Here is a 13915-nt window from a genome sequence, read left to right on the forward strand (position 1 = left end):
GAAACAGATTGGGTGGAAAGGAAGTTCCCGGAAACTTTTACGTGCGGCTCGCGCTATTATCAATCTCGGTTACTTCTTCACCGGCCCCGTCCCTTGTGGACTGCTGGTGCGGGGTTTCTCGATCTTGGTGGCAGTGGAGAGTTTCGCGGCATCGAAGGGCACGAGCGGTGACTCTGGCAGCACTTTGAGGCGGAGGTCTTTGATTTCGACGCGGTTGGGGTTGCCGCGATGGAGCTGGATGGCGAGGCGGCCTTCAAGCGCGCGTTTCTTTTCGTCGTGGTCGATGAGTTCGGAGGTGGGCTGGCCGTTGATTTGATGGGTGAGGCGGTTGCCCTTGGCGATGATGATGTATTCGTTCCACTGGCTGACGTCTGCCTTCACAGGCGCGTGTTCGCTGAGCTGCCAGAGGGCGCCGTCGGGGTCGAGGAGGACGTTTTTTCCGTTGAGGCCGAAGATGCCGCGGCCCTTTTCCTCATACGTCATGCCGGTGTGCTCGATGGCGGGATGGATGTCGCACTGGTAGCCGGTGATGACCCACGGGGCGACCTCCGGCAGCTCGCGGCTGCGGTATTGGATGCCGCTGTTGTTGTCGCCAATGACGCGGACGGTGGCGCGCAGCTCGAAGTCCTTCACTTTGCCGCCGCGCCAGATGAGGAAGCTGTTGTTTGCCATGGCCTCGGGCGCGGGATTGGTGCCGATGACGATGCCGTTCTCGACCTTCCAGAGCTTTGGGTCGCCATCCCAGCCGGTGAGGTCTTTGCCGTTGAAGAGAGGGGTGAAGCCGTCTTCGACGGCCAATGACGAATGCGGAATGACGAATGACGAAATGAGGAGAGCGGTGAGGAATGGGCGCATGGAGTGGTGGAGTCTTGGATTGATGGAGGCGGCTTTATTCCGCGAGTCATCACCATTTGTGATTTTGACGTTTCATTGATGGCAGCAGAATGATGGCAGTAGAATTGGGTGAGGTTTCATTCTGCTGCCCCCATTTTACTGCCAATTCGGATTCACAAAACCTTGCGCCCAGAGGTGCGTGTAGCGATCGCCCAAACTCGGGTGTCTCGCGGAAGATTTCGAGCAGTTCCGTGCCTACTTGCGCACCGTCGAGTCGCGCTGCGAAATCGGCCGGGCTGCCGATCTGGCCACTTGCTGTGGCCCATTGCGTGATTCGAGCGTCGCGGCCTGACGCCGGTTGCGACGACCTTGCTCGACCGCTTCCTGCCAGGTGATGTGGCGTTGGTTCTTGTGGGCTGGCATGGGATGAGTGTAGGACTTCGTGGACATTTCGCAAATGGAAGGACGGCAGCGGAGCCATGGCGGCGATGGTAGGACGGTGGCAGCCTGATTCAAGGCTGTGCTGGATCCAGCGTCTCGCCGCTCGCGGGCATCGTCTTCGTTGGTTCGCCGGTGAGGAGGCCGTGTTTCACGAGGAACTTGTCGGCGGCGATGAGGGTGACGGTTTGCCAGGGGTCTTTGTTGAAGAAGCTGTGCGCCTGACCGGGGGCGATCTGGAGATCGATGGTTTTCGTGCCGAGGGACTTCCATTTGGCGTGGGCGGTGTCCCAGCCTTTTTTCCAGGAGTCCTGATCGCCGAAGAAGGCGATGGCGGGCGGGAGATCGGCCTTCAGATGGCGCAGTATGTCGATTTCGGGGTCTTTGTCGTCATCGGTGGCGAAGGCGGGATTGAACCATAGGTAGGCGACGATGCTGGTGTCGATGTCCGTTGGGTCGGCGGGGTCGTTGAGGCCGGGATTCATCGTGGCAAGGGCGCTGATGTGTCCGCCGGCCGATCCGCCGCCGGTGATGATGCGCTGCGGGTCGATGCCGAGTTCGCCTGCGTGTTGTTTGAACCAACGGATGGCGCTTTTGGCGTCGGTGACGCACACACGCTTGCGTGTTTCGCCTGCGGGCAGTTTCGCGGCATCGGCCTTGTTGAGCATCTGATACTCCGACGTGGCGCAGACGAGTCCACGACTGGCAAAGTAAGCGCAGGCGATGCGGAATTGCCCCAACGAGCCGCCGCCCCATCCGCCGCCGTGGAAAAGGATCATGCCGGGCACCTTCGACTTCGCGGGATCGTGATTCGGCGGAAAGTAGATCTCCATCTGGCGCTCTTTGCCAGCAGAGGTCTTGTAGATGTAGGGTTTGCCGGCTGGAGCATCGGCACCAATGCCGCCTTTGGCTTTGGCGGGCTTTTCAGCGGCAAGCGATGCACCACAGAGGGCGATGAGGAGGATGGAGAAGAGTTTCATGGTTATTCTTTGGCTTGGTTGGATGGATATGTTGTTTCCCATGATTGAAGAGCCTTGCTCAGTTCGGACGATAACCTTGGAAGCATGGATTGAATTTCGATGACGGCGGACTCTCCCCAGGGAATTTCTTTGTCCAACCCTGATGCCAACTCGCAAGGCGAAATGCCATCACCTCCCCAACTAACATCAAGCGTGCTGAGCATTGGTTCCATGTCGAGATTCCGAACGCAAACCTCGATAGCCACGCAGTTTGGTTCTGGATAATCATTACCAGCACGAAAGCACTCGATATACGCATAGTGGCCCTGAAAAGCAGTCAAGCCTCCGATAGAACCATCGCGAACCTCGATAGTGAAGCTCGGATGAAGTTTGCGTAGTTCGTCAGCCAACGTGTTGAAGTACGGCAAACAAACTGACTGTAGTTCCGAAATGATTTGGTTCCTTGTCATTGGGCGGAGAGTTCTATTTCTTTGCTGCCGCGCCCTTGTTCGACTTGAAGATGACAATCGCGGCATCATTGGCCTGCTTCGCGCCGGGTGTGCTGCGGCCGTTGGCGATGCTGGCTTCGAGTTGCTGCGTGAGTTTGGCGACGATGTCGGGATGCTCGGCGCTGAGGTTTTTGGTTTCGGCGATGTCGGTGTTGAGATCGTAGAGTTGCACCGGGGGCAGGCCTTGTCTGTTCGCGTCGGCATCGCCGGGCTTTCCCCATCCGCCGGAGCCGGGACAGAGGCAGAGTTTCCAGCGGCCTTCACGCACGGCAAAGCGGCCATTGATGCTGTGGTGGACGACGCTTTGACGAAGCGATGTGCTTTCCGTGCCGAGCAGTGCAGGAAGCAGACTCACGCTGTCTTCGGCAGCGTTCTCTGGCAGCTTCAAGCCAAGGATTTCAGCGCAGGTGGCCATCAAATCGGTGTGGCAGATGAGCTTGGCGTTTTGCGAGCCTGCTTTTACCTTGCCCGGCCAGCGGACGAAGAACGGCACGCGATGTCCGCCGTCCCAGATGTCGGCCTTGTAGCCGCGAAGCCGCTCGCTGGCGAAGTGGCCCTGCTGTTCGAGTTTGCCGGTGCCAGCCTGGGGTGAGCAGCCGTTGTCGGCGGTGAAGAAAACGAACGTGTTGTTCGCGAGGCCAGCCTGATCGAGCGCGTTGAGCACATCGCCGACGATGGCATCGGTCATCATGACGAAGTCGCCGTAGTCTCCGAGGCCGCTCTTTCCCTGCCACTCGGGGGTGGGCAGGATGGGCGTGTGCGGCGAGGTGAGCGGCAGGTAGAGAAAGAAGGGTTTTCCTTCCTTCGCATCCGCGGCGTGCTCCTGCACATAACTCACGGCACGCTTCCCGAGACGCGGCAGCATGGTGATTGGCTCGATGGTTTCGATGACACGATCTCCCTCAATCAAGGCGGACATGGTGCGGGCATTTGAGCAGCCCCAGAACAGATCGAAGCCACGCGTCACCGGCCCGCCGATGATCTCCGCGCCGACGGGCAGCCCGGCTCTGCCCATCCCTTTCTTTTTGTCGTTCTTGGTCGTCGCGCTCTTGGATTGAAACCCGAGATGCCACTTGCCGATGCAGGCCGTGGTGTAGCCCTGCGCCTTCAGCAAACCTGCCACCGTGAGCCGGTCGGCGGCGATGAGCGGCTCGTCATTGCCACCATCGAGCACACCCGCTTGCAAGCGTGTGCGCCACGCGTAGCGCCCCGTCAGCAAGCCGTAGCGTGTGGGTGTGCAAACGGACGATCCGCTGTGCGCATCCGTGAAGGTCATGCCCTGCGCCGCGAGCTTGTCGAGGTGCGGTGTGGCGATCTTCCCGCGCTGCGGATTCAGGCACTGCACATCGCCATAGCCGAGGTCATCGGCGAGGATGTAGAGGATGTTGGGCTTTTCGGCGAAGAGCGAAGCGCCAAGGGCGAAGAAGATGAGAATGAGGCGCTTCATGGTGAGCGGGCATCACTTGGCCTTGTTCTTCTTTTTGCCCTTCTTCGGAGTTTTGGGTGTCGCCGTCTCAAACTGGCGATCGAGTTCGGCGGGACGAGCTTCTGTGTATTGATTGAGGACGACCTGGAGTTTGGCTCTGGCGGGTTGATCGCCAGTCAGCGGTGTTTTCTCCATGGGATCGGATTGAAGGTCATAAAGCTCGCCGGTGCGATAGAGCTTGTGGCGATGATCGAAGGCCAGCTCCTTCACTTTGGGATCGTTTCCCTGGCGCGGCGAATACCACATGTAAATGGCCTCACGCGGCGTGCCCGTTTCACCACGGAGCTGGGGGAGAAAGCTGATGCCGTCGAGGCCCTCGGGCACCGAAGCTCCGGCGGCGGCGCAGAGAGTCGGGAGAAAGTCGGCGCAACTGACGAGGTCGCGGTTCACGCGGCCCTGCTTCATCACGGCGGGCCAGCTTGCGATGAGAGGCACATGATGACCGCTGTGTGTGGTGCTGCCCTTGCCGCCGGGGAAGTCGGCGCCCTTGAAACGGGACGTCGCGCCCTTGCCGGTGCCGTTGTCGCCGGTGAAGAGGAGCAGCGTGTTGTCGCGGATGCCCAGCTCGCCGAGCTTTGCATCAAGACGACCGATCATCTTGTCCATGTAGGCCACCATCTCGGCGAAGTGCTTCACATCGCGCTGCTTGGCCTCGCTGCTGATCTTGGGATCCCAGTCTGCGCTGTCCGGAGTGGGCTGGTAGGGATCGTGCGTGAGGATCATCGGGTAGTAGAGGAAGAAGGGCTTCTCCTGGTGCCGCGTGACGAATTCGAGCGCGAAGTCATTGATGAGCGTGGGGCCGTAGCTGCCCTGCGGGTATTCTTTTTCCTCGCCGTTAAGTTCGAGGCCGGGATTCGCATAGCGCGGCGGGCGGCGTGTCTGCTGCCAGAGCAGCGACTCATCGAATCCGAAATGCTGCGGCGAGTCTTTCTCGCGCCCGAGCTGCCATTTGCCGCAGATGCCGGTGGCATAACCCGCTTTCTTCATGAGATGCCCAAAGGTCGTCTCTGTGCGCACGAGCGTGCCGAAGTTCAGGTAATTCCGCACGTTGTATTTGCCCGTCATGAGCTGCACACGTGTGGGTGTGCAAAGCGGCTGCGAGTGGCAGTGCTCGAAGCGCATGCCGTTCGCCGCGAGGCGGTCGAGATGCGGCGTCTGATACGATTCGCCGCCGTTCGCGGTGACGCATTCATAGCCGAAGTCATCGGCCATGATGAGGATGATGTTCGGCTGCGCCGAAAATGACGAATGTAGAATGACGAATGACGAAAGGAGGAGGGCGAGGAGCTTCATGGTGTGCGGTGGGATTGGGATTCGTCACTTCTTCTTCGCCTTGCCTTTGGCGGGCTTTTTGGAGCCGCGCTGATCACTTGGGAGCAAGGCACCGCCGCGTGCGTTCATCTCCGCGTCGCAGAGCGCGCGCATTTTCTTCAAAGTTTCGGCCTGCGCGGGATCGGTGGCGAGGTTCTTCAGTTCATCGCGGTCGGTTTGCAAATCATGCAGGAACTCGAAAACGGGCTGTTGGTCGAAGTAGCGCGCATAGACATAGCGCTGATCACGGATGCCTTCCCACGTCAGCGTCGGAGCGAGATCGACGTGCTCGCAGAAGAAGTGTGTGCGCCAGGGTTTGTCGCTGCCTTTGCCTTCGATCAACGTGGAGAGACTGCGCCCTTCATATGCATCGGGACGATTGACACCAGCCCAGTCGAGGAAGGTGGGAGCGAGGTCGGCATTCAGCACGAGGTCGTCGCACACTTTGCCACGCTTCTCTTGGGGCAGACGTGGATCGCAGACGATCATCGGAATGCGCAGCGCCTCCTCATAGTGCGACCATTTGCCCTGGAAGCCGCGATCTCCGAGGTAGTAGCCATTGTCGGCGGAATAGACGATGATCGTGTTGTCGGCGAGACCAGCTTCTTTGAGCGCGGCAAGCACGCGCGAGATGGCTTTGTCGATGCCACTGATCATGCGGTAGTAGGCGCGCACGTTCGTCTCATACTTTTCCGGTGTGTCATAGCCCCAGAAGAAGCGCTCGCGGTTGATGCTGTCTTTGAGGAACTGCGGATGCGCGTCAAAGATGGCCGCATCGCCAAGGCGCGGCGGCGGAATGCTGCGGTCCTCATACATGCCATCCACAGACGGCGGCCACGGATACAAACCAATGCCTGGACGATGATCGTTGTCTTCAGCATGAGCGGCGTTGAACCACAGATTCAGGCAGAAGGGCTTGTCTTTTGGCTGTGACTTGATGAACTCAATGCCGCGATCACACACGATGTCGGTCTCATGGCGTTTCGAGCCATCCGGCATGGTCTTGAAGTAGGGATTGCGGCCGATGGCCTCGTACTCGTCGTAGTGTTCCTCGGGCTTGAATCCCGGTGGCGCAATCATGTGCCACTTGCCAAAGTGCCCGGTGCGATAGCCCGCCTGTCGCAGCACCTCAGGGAACATCGTGGTCAAGGATTCCGGCAACACCTGCGGCACCGCATCGCGCTTCCCATGCGTGCGCGCCCACTGGCTGGTGAGCACGACAGCGCGGCTCACCCAGCAGACGGCGGTGGTGACATGCGCATTGCTGAAGCGCACACCATCGGCTGCGAGACGATCAATCGTCGGCGTCTGCACGATGGGATGTCCTGCGCAGCTCAGCGTGTCGTGGCGCTGATCATCGGCGAAGAGAAAAAGGATGTTCGGACGCGGCTCTGCGGCGAATGATCCCGCGCCTGCGAGATGCAATGACGAAAGAAGGATAAGCAGGAGGCTAAGGAACTTCATGGAGTTGCTGCGAACGACTGCCGCTGCCTCCATCTTCCACCCAAACCCGTTACTCCTTGGCCTTCTTCCCTTTCTTTGCCTTTGCGGCTTTGGCGGGCGGCGTGGGCAGATCATCACCGGGCTGATTTGAGTAGCGGTAGGGATCATCCAGCCGACGCATTTCGGCGAGGAGCAGCGCTTCCATCTCCTTGAGCTTGTCGGCGTGCTTCGGATCGGTGGCTAGGTTTGGCTTGCCATGCTCCGGGAGCAGTTCGTGCGGGTTTTCGGCGAGGTTGAAGAGCTGCGTTTCATTCACGCTACGATCCGGGGCCTCATAGCGGATGAGCTTCCAGTCGCCCTGCTTCACGCACCTCATGCCGGGCTTGCTGCCGCCGCTGTAAGCTCCGTAAAGCACGTCGCGGATATTTTTCGTTTTGCCTTCGAGCACGGGCTTGAAACTGAGGCCTTCGTTTGTCTCCGGCGGCGTGACACCGGCGAGATCGCAGAGCGTGGCGAGCACGTCGAGCAGGTAGATGTTGCCTTCCACGCGTGTTCCGGCGGCGATGCCGGGGCCTTTGACGATGAAGGGCACGCGCCAGGTGTGCTGGTAGAGGTTTTGTTTCCCCATGAGGCCATGGCGGCCGATCGAGATGCCATGGTCGGCGGTGTAGATGATGTAGGTGTTGTCGAGTTCGCCGGCTTCTTCGAGCTTCTTCAAGACGCGACCGATTTGAATGTCGATGTTCTCGCTGCATGCATACTGGCGGCCGATTTCGTTGCGAATGCTGGCCTCATCACGGCGCTTCCACACGCCGCTGACGGCCACTTCGTCGCGCACGCCGGAGTCGGTGGTGTCAAAGGGGTGCTTGGCGAGATAGTTCGAGGGCAACGGTGGTTGCAGGCTGTGCAGCGAAGGCGGATTCGCTTCGTCGGTGTGATTCGTGGCACCGTACTTCGCCAGCAGCTCCGGTCTGCCATCGCGCGTGTCGTGGGGGTGCGAGAAACCGTAATAGATGAGGAAGGGCGTCGCATCCTTCGCGGCTTCGCGATCCTTCAGGTAATTCATGACTTGGTCGCCATGCCAGGTGCTTCCGCTTTCATCATCACCACCGCGTTTGGAGGCATCCTTGCGCACGGTGAAGAGCTTGTTCGCGGCCTCGTAGCTGTTTCCCATCTTGCAGGTGCGCATGGTGGCATAGCCGGCGTGATTGAAAACCGCCGGGATCGTCTGCTGCTCCAGCGCCGGTGGACTCGTCTTCGATCCCCAAGGCGCGGGCGGCAGGTGCCACACCGTGCGACCGCTCATGATCATATGGCGCGAAGGCATGCACACCGCGCCGCTGAAGGAGCCCATGTGATAAGCTCCGTCGAAGATCATCCCCTGCGCCGCCAGCTTGTCCAAATTGGGCGTTTGGAGCGTCGATTGCGGATTGTACATCTTCAAATCAAAGGGCGACTGGTCATCCACGAGGATGAAGAGAAGGTTCGGCTTCGCCGAAAATGACGAATGAGGGATGACGAATGCCAAGAGGAGGATGAGAAACCAGATTGAGGAGTGTTTCATGGTGGAAGATCAGTGTTGGAAATGCCCTGTGCGCCTGCTGGGAAGAGGTTGTTGGAGAAATGCATGCCGCGTGGTGTGTTCGGGCCGCCAGCGATGATGACGGCGTATTTGTAGCGCGGTTTGCCGATGCTGTGGACGACGTTGCCGGTGATGATCACATCGGTGAGCGGCGGATCGTCCGGCTGCTGGCCGGTATCGAACTTGAAGGGCGAGCGTTCGTCGCCCCAGATCCAGTGCGCGTCACCATGGCCGAAGTCGGAGATGATGTTGTTCGCGATGATCGAGCCGCCGTCAAAGTTCTCCGCGTTCGCAGCGGCTCCAGGCATCAGGCCGATGGCCCAGAGGCTGTTTCGTGTGAACTGATTGCCCGTGATGAGCACGTTGCGGCTGCCGTGCATCGCTTTCATGCCCATGAAGGAGTTCACGATGATGTTGTTGCTCACAATGACGTGATCGGTGTGCAGGTCGATGCCCTGCGCGGCGTTTTCGATGTGATTGCCGAGGATGCGTGTGAGGTCGCTCACCATGGGAGCGGTGACGATGATGCCGCTGCCCTGCTGCCATGCGTCGGTGTAGCTGAGGTCCCAAGTGGCTTGATTGACGATGCTGCCCTTCTCCGCGTTCTTCTTGATCCAGTCGCCCAGCTTGTGCTTCGCCTTGAGTTCGGGCGTTGGCTTCATGTTGTCTTCAGTCACACGATTGCCCTCGATCAATGTGCCGGTGCTGTAACTCACGCTGATGCCGGTGCCGTCCGTGCAGTTGAAGGCATAGCCGAGGTCTTTGTTCGCCGTGCGGTCGTCCACGCTCAAGCGCATGTAATTCCGCACCAGGCAACGGCTGATGCGGCAGTTCTGGCTTTCGCGCACGGCGATCGCACCGGCGGGGCTGCGATTGTCTATGACCCGGACATTGTCGATGACGAGATCGCGGCATTTGATCGCCACGATGCCTTCCTGACGTGTCTCCATCTTCCCTTCAGGCCTCGTGAGCGTCAGATCACGAATCTCTGCCTCCTTCGCGTCCTCGACGACGATGACCGGCTGCTCCGCATTCTGCTGAATGATGCGACCCGGCCCAAAAAGCCCGCTGCGCTCACCACGCACACGAATCTTGTCAGTGATCACATAGTCGCCTGCGGGGACGAAGATCATCCGGTTTGGATTCGCATCCAAAGCGGCCTGGATGGACGGATACGAGGTGACAGAAAGCTCGGCGGCAGACGCGTTGGCGAGCAGGAGGAGGGCAAGGAGATGGCGCATGATCACTTCTTCGGAGCTCCCTCTTTATACTTCGCCATCAGCTCCTGAAACTTCTTGTTCAGCTCCTGATACTCGGGGCTCTTGCGATCGTGTTTGGCACGCTCGGCAGAGATGGCGCGGATCTCCACACCCATCGCGCGGCGTTCCTCGGAGGCCTTTTGCGCACTGGTGTCCACTTTGACCTCCACGTCGTCCCAATCGTCCGTGCGGAAGACGGAGGCAGGCAGGCCATCGCTGTTCACGAGATTCGCTCCTTCGGGATTCGAGGCCCAGGCGTAGCGCACAGCGGCGGGAGCCTTCACTTCGGCACTGCTGACGAGCACGCTGTCGGCGCCATCCACCTTCGCATCGGCCCACTTCCAGACTTTGTCGGCACCCGCGATCTCGAAACGCTTCAAAGCACCGCCATCGCGTGATTTCAGCCCCGTGCCGCTTTGACCAAAGGTCACGCGGATCGCTCCGTCCTTCATCTCGCTAGATTTGAAGAGCGGGCCGCTGTAGATCAGCTCCTTGCCGTAGTCTTTGGCTAAAGCCCAGCGTGCGAGGCGTTCGCCGGGGTCTTTTTTGTTCTTTGGATGGATGTCATTCGCTTCGCCGACATCATTGATGATCGCCATGCCGGTCTTCGGCGTGGTACCGAGCACAAGTCGCATGCGATCCTGACAAAGCGCCCAAGGATCAGGCGTGCCGGGCGCGGTTGAGGCCGCGCGATAGCTGGCGAGCTGCACATAATAAAAGCTGAACTCATCCGCCCAGCGCTTGCGCCAGTCATTGATCATGAGCGGCAGCGTCTGGTCGTAAGGCACCGCTCCAGCCTTCGCGTTGCCTTCACCCTGATACCAAATCGCGCCGCGCATCGTGTAGCCGGTGAAGGGGTGAATCATCGCGGCAAACAGCACGCCCGGCTTGCCCTCGGTGAGCAGCGGACGCTTTGGCACCTCGGGCTTCTTCGGCAGGCGTTTGCGTTCTTCGGCGGATTTGCCCTTCGCTGCGGCCATCGTGGCCTTCCACTGCTCCAGTTTCGTCGCGTAAGCTGCATCCGCCCTGGCTTGATCGTAACCGGCCTCGTCCTTCAACATCGCATCCACGAGCGCTTTCGTGCCCGGCAGCGTGTTCAGTGCCTCGCGACTGGTAAAAGTCTCCACCGGCTTGCCACCCCACGCGGATTTGATCACACCGACGGGAATGCCGAGCTCCAGATGCAGCTTCCGCGCGAAGAAAAACGCCACGGCGGAGAATCCAGGCACCGTTTCTGGTGTGGAGGCCTGCCACACGCCCTCGATGTCGTCCTGATTGTCTGCCGCCGTCACCAGCGGCGCATTGAACATGCGCAGCGCCGGATGTTTCGACTCCGCGATGAGCCCCGCGTATTCCGGCGAGCGGTTCATCGAGTAAAACATGTTCGACTGCCCCGACGCGAACCACACTTCGCCCACGAGCACGTCTTTGATTTCGAGCTTGTCCTTGCCGGCAGAGATCGTTAGCACCGCGCCCGCCGCATCCGCCGCGCCCGTTTCGATCTGCGCCCGCCATTTGCCATCGGCACCTGCTTTAGCCGATGCCGATTTGCCTTTGAAGCTCACGCTAACCTCCGCCCCCGCATCCGCCTTGCCCCAAATGGCCGCGGCACGCTCGCGCTGAAGCACCATATGATCGCTGAAGAAGTGCGGTACCTTTAGCTCGGCGAGGAGCAGGCTGGGGGAGAGAAGGAGGAGGGATAGAGTGAGTTTCATGGCGATGGCGGAGTAGGTGAACGGATTCAGGGGCGGTGTTGATCAAAAGTCTCCTGGTGATGGCGCATGATGTCGTCGCCTTTCACGTCGTAGCTGCCGGTGGCGGTGTGCGGCACATCGGAGATCGAGAGGAACTCATGCGCGATGCCCAGTTCCTTCAGGTAGGCCGAGAATTTCAAATTGAAGTCGTAGTTGAAGCACTTCGTGCCGTCCCAGACGAGGATGTTTAGCGTCGGGCGGTCTTTGCGTTCCGCGTAAGCCTTCGCGATGTCCCACGCGTTGTAGCCGAGCGGCAGGAAGCGGAGTTTCTCGCTCTCGTAGCCGTCGTTTTCCTGGATGTGCTTCTCCGGGCCGTAGCCTGAGCCGCCAGGTGCCACGGAGAGAAACAGCTCCGGGTGCTTGAACATGATGCGGGTGGTGCCGCGTCCGCCTTGCGAGTAACCCTCCAGCGCTCGCCCCTCGCGTGTGCCCCAGGTGCGATAGATGGCGTCGATGTGCGGCACGAGCTCCTTCACGAAGACGCTTTCGCCCATGCCCTGCTTCATCTCCGGCATGTCAAACCAGCTCACCGGTCCGCCATTCGGGAAAACATAGATCGTGGGCTTGATCGTGCCTTTTTGAATCGCCGCATCCACATAACTCGCGAGGCGAACTGCTTTGTTCTCCGCGCCCGGCCTCCCGCCATGCAGATGATACACCACCGGATACTTTTCCTGACTCGTTTCATACCCCGGCGGCAGGTAGATGTAATAACCGACGTCGATGCCCATCGAGGTGCTTTTGAAGGTCGCGTGTTTCACTGTCACAGGCAGAATCTTCTTCGCCGACTCCGCATTCATCGGCGAAACCCACGAGAAAGGCGGTTCCGCCGCAGCTTTGGTCTTCTTCGCGTTTTGAGCGAAGACAAGACTGGTGGAGGCAAGGAGGAGGCAAACAAGGGCGCGGAGCATCGCGTGGGAACGACAGCCAGGCTGGGGTTGTTGCCCGTCAAAAGCGCGTCATGCAAAAATCCCGTTCACCACTTCGCCATACACATCGGTGAGGCGGAAGTCTCTTCCGGCGTAGCGATAGGTGAGCTTCAAGTGATCGATGCCGAGGAGGTGCAGGATGGTCGCATGCAGGTCGTGCATGTGGACTTTGTCCTTCACAGCGTAGTAGCCGAAGTCGTCCGTTTCGCCATACGCGACGCCGGATTTCACGCCGCCACCGGCGAGCCACATGGTGAAGCCCTGCGGGTTGTGATCGCGACCGTTCGCACCTTGCACGATGGGCGTGCGGCCGAACTCGCCGCCCCAGACGACGAGGGTGTCTTCCAGCATGCCGCGTTGCTTCAAATCGGCGAGCAGACCGGCGATGGGACGATCCACGGCGGCGGCGTTCTTGGTGTGACCTTTGATGAGATCGGAGTGCTGGTCCCAGACGTTCGGTGTGCTGACTTGAATGAAGCGCACGCCGGATTCGGCGAAGCGACGCGCGAGCAGGCACTGGCGACCGTAGTTGTCCGTTACCGCATCGCCGATGCCGTAGAGCGCCTTGATGTGCGCAGGCTCGTTTTCGATGTCCATGACGCCGGGGGCCTCGCGCTGCATGCGGAAGGCGAGTTCCATGCTCTGGATCATGCCCTCGACCGGTGCGTGGCGTGTGCGCTCGAAGTGCTCGCGGTTCATCGCTTGGAGCAAATCGAGCTTGCGCATCTGACCGGCGGAATCGCCAGTGGCGTCGAGAAAGCGGAAGGTGGCGTCTTTGCCCAACTTGCCTGCACGACCGACGGTGGTGCCTTGATGTGCGGCGGGCAGGAAAGCGCTGCCGTAATTACGCGGGCCACCATGCGTGGCGGGCGGACTGATGCTCACAAAGGCGGGCAGGTCGGCGTTCTCGCTGCCGAGACCGTAGCTGATCCATGAGCCGATGGACGGACGCACAAAATTGTCCGCGCCCGTGTGGATCATGCACACCGCCTGGCCGTGCGACTGGCCTTTGCTCTGCATGGAACGGATGACACACAAGTCATCGAGTCGCTTCGACACTTCGGGGAACAAATCGCTACCCCACAGGCCCGCTTCGCCATGCTGCGAAAACTTCCACGGCGAGCCGAGCAGCTTCGCCTGGCTCGTGGACGATGGATCGAGGTTCTTCGCCGGTGCAAAGGGCAGCTTCTTGCCGTCCATCTGCTGGAGCTTCGGTTTGTAATCAAACGTGTCCACCTGCGACGGTCCACCGTGCATGAAGAGGAAGATGACGCGCTTCGCCCGCGGCGTGTGATGCAGTCCACGCGGCAAACTGGCCGCTGTGGCGATGCCATTGAGCGCGAGCGCCCCGAATCCGCAGGCAGCGGTCTGCAAGGCATGACGGCGGGTGATAAGTGGAGACGTGTTCATG

General features: G+C 60.0%; 12 protein-coding genes. All 12 read right to left on the bottom strand.

The window, feature by feature from the left end; translation table 11 throughout:
- Positions 1 to 69: 69 nt before the first annotated feature.
- Positions 70 to 855, bottom strand: a complete 786-nt coding sequence (locus U1A53_RS07445; protein ID WP_322279990.1) for a DUF1080 domain-containing protein — start codon at positions 853 to 855, stop codon at positions 70 to 72.
- Positions 856 to 1089: 234 nt separating this feature from the next.
- Positions 1090 to 1284 (bottom strand): hypothetical protein, encoded by a 195-nt coding sequence (locus U1A53_RS07450; RefSeq protein WP_322279992.1) that lies wholly within the window; start codon positions 1282 to 1284, stop codon positions 1090 to 1092.
- A gap of 62 nt (positions 1285 to 1346) precedes the next feature.
- Positions 1347 to 2252: an alpha/beta hydrolase gene (locus tag U1A53_RS07455; RefSeq protein ID WP_322279993.1), complete on the bottom strand. Its 906-nt coding sequence runs from the start codon at positions 2250 to 2252 to the stop codon at positions 1347 to 1349.
- Between the two features lie 2 nt (positions 2253 to 2254).
- Entirely contained in the window at positions 2255 to 2641 is a 387-nt protein-coding gene (locus U1A53_RS07460) for a hypothetical protein (RefSeq protein WP_322279995.1), read from the bottom strand.
- Between the two features lie 73 nt (positions 2642 to 2714).
- A complete protein-coding gene (locus U1A53_RS07465; RefSeq protein ID WP_322279996.1) occupies positions 2715 to 4187 on the bottom strand; it encodes an arylsulfatase in 1473 nt (490 codons plus the stop codon).
- 12 nt (positions 4188 to 4199) lie between these two features.
- Positions 4200 to 5519, bottom strand: coding sequence for a sulfatase-like hydrolase/transferase (locus tag U1A53_RS07470; RefSeq protein WP_322279997.1), 1320 nt, complete (start codon positions 5517 to 5519; stop codon positions 4200 to 4202).
- Positions 5520 to 5543: 24 nt separating this feature from the next.
- A complete protein-coding gene (locus tag U1A53_RS07475) occupies positions 5544 to 7001 on the bottom strand; it encodes a sulfatase (RefSeq protein WP_322279998.1) in 1458 nt (485 codons plus the stop codon).
- 49 nt (positions 7002 to 7050) lie between these two features.
- Positions 7051 to 8544, bottom strand: coding sequence for a sulfatase-like hydrolase/transferase (locus tag U1A53_RS07480; RefSeq protein ID WP_322280000.1), 1494 nt, complete (start codon positions 8542 to 8544; stop codon positions 7051 to 7053).
- Complete coding sequence (locus U1A53_RS07485) at positions 8541 to 9803, bottom strand: right-handed parallel beta-helix repeat-containing protein (RefSeq protein ID WP_322280001.1); 1263 nt, start codon at positions 9801 to 9803, stop codon at positions 8541 to 8543. Before U1A53_RS07485 ends, U1A53_RS07480 begins: the two co-directional genes overlap by 4 nt.
- 2 nt (positions 9804 to 9805) lie before the next feature.
- Positions 9806 to 11536 (bottom strand): hypothetical protein, encoded by a 1731-nt coding sequence (locus U1A53_RS07490; protein WP_322280003.1) that lies wholly within the window; start codon positions 11534 to 11536, stop codon positions 9806 to 9808.
- Positions 11537 to 11562: 26 nt separating this feature from the next.
- A complete protein-coding gene (locus U1A53_RS07495; RefSeq protein ID WP_322280004.1) occupies positions 11563 to 12486 on the bottom strand; it encodes an alpha/beta hydrolase-fold protein in 924 nt (307 codons plus the stop codon).
- Positions 12487 to 12534: 48 nt separating this feature from the next.
- The gene (locus tag U1A53_RS07500; protein WP_322280005.1) at positions 12535 to 13914 is read right to left on the bottom strand and encodes a DUF1501 domain-containing protein; all 1380 of its coding nucleotides are present in this window, start codon (positions 13912 to 13914) and stop codon (positions 12535 to 12537) included.
- Between the last annotated feature and the right edge of the window lies 1 nt (position 13915).

It is taken from the genome of Prosthecobacter sp., assembly GCF_034366625.1.
In the GTDB taxonomy this organism is placed as follows: Bacteria; Verrucomicrobiota; Verrucomicrobiia; order Verrucomicrobiales; family Verrucomicrobiaceae; genus Prosthecobacter.

Excerpts from the sequence above, each read along its gene's own strand:
- U1A53_RS07445 (WP_322279990.1), bottom strand. The coding sequence starts at position 855 with ATGCGCCCATTCCTCACCGCTCTCCTCATTTCGTCATTCGTCATTCCG.
- U1A53_RS07450 (WP_322279992.1), bottom strand. The coding sequence starts at position 1,284 with ATGTCCACGAAGTCCTACACTCATCCCATGCCAGCCCACAAGAACCAA.
- U1A53_RS07455 (WP_322279993.1), bottom strand. The coding sequence starts at position 2,252 with ATGAAACTCTTCTCCATCCTCCTCATCGCCCTCTGTGGTGCATCGCTT.
- U1A53_RS07465 (WP_322279996.1), bottom strand. The coding sequence starts at position 4,187 with ATGAAGCGCCTCATTCTCATCTTCTTCGCCCTTGGCGCTTCGCTCTTC.
- U1A53_RS07470 (WP_322279997.1), bottom strand. The coding sequence starts at position 5,519 with ATGAAGCTCCTCGCCCTCCTCCTTTCGTCATTCGTCATTCTACATTCG.
- U1A53_RS07475 (WP_322279998.1), bottom strand. The coding sequence starts at position 7,001 with ATGAAGTTCCTTAGCCTCCTGCTTATCCTTCTTTCGTCATTGCATCTC.
- U1A53_RS07480 (WP_322280000.1), bottom strand. The coding sequence starts at position 8,544 with ATGAAACACTCCTCAATCTGGTTTCTCATCCTCCTCTTGGCATTCGTC.
- U1A53_RS07485 (WP_322280001.1), bottom strand. The coding sequence starts at position 9,803 with ATGCGCCATCTCCTTGCCCTCCTCCTGCTCGCCAACGCGTCTGCCGCC.
- U1A53_RS07490 (WP_322280003.1), bottom strand. The coding sequence starts at position 11,536 with ATGAAACTCACTCTATCCCTCCTCCTTCTCTCCCCCAGCCTGCTCCTC.
- U1A53_RS07495 (WP_322280004.1), bottom strand. The coding sequence starts at position 12,486 with ATGCTCCGCGCCCTTGTTTGCCTCCTCCTTGCCTCCACCAGTCTTGTC.
- U1A53_RS07500 (WP_322280005.1), bottom strand. The coding sequence starts at position 13,914 with ATGAACACGTCTCCACTTATCACCCGCCGTCATGCCTTGCAGACCGCT.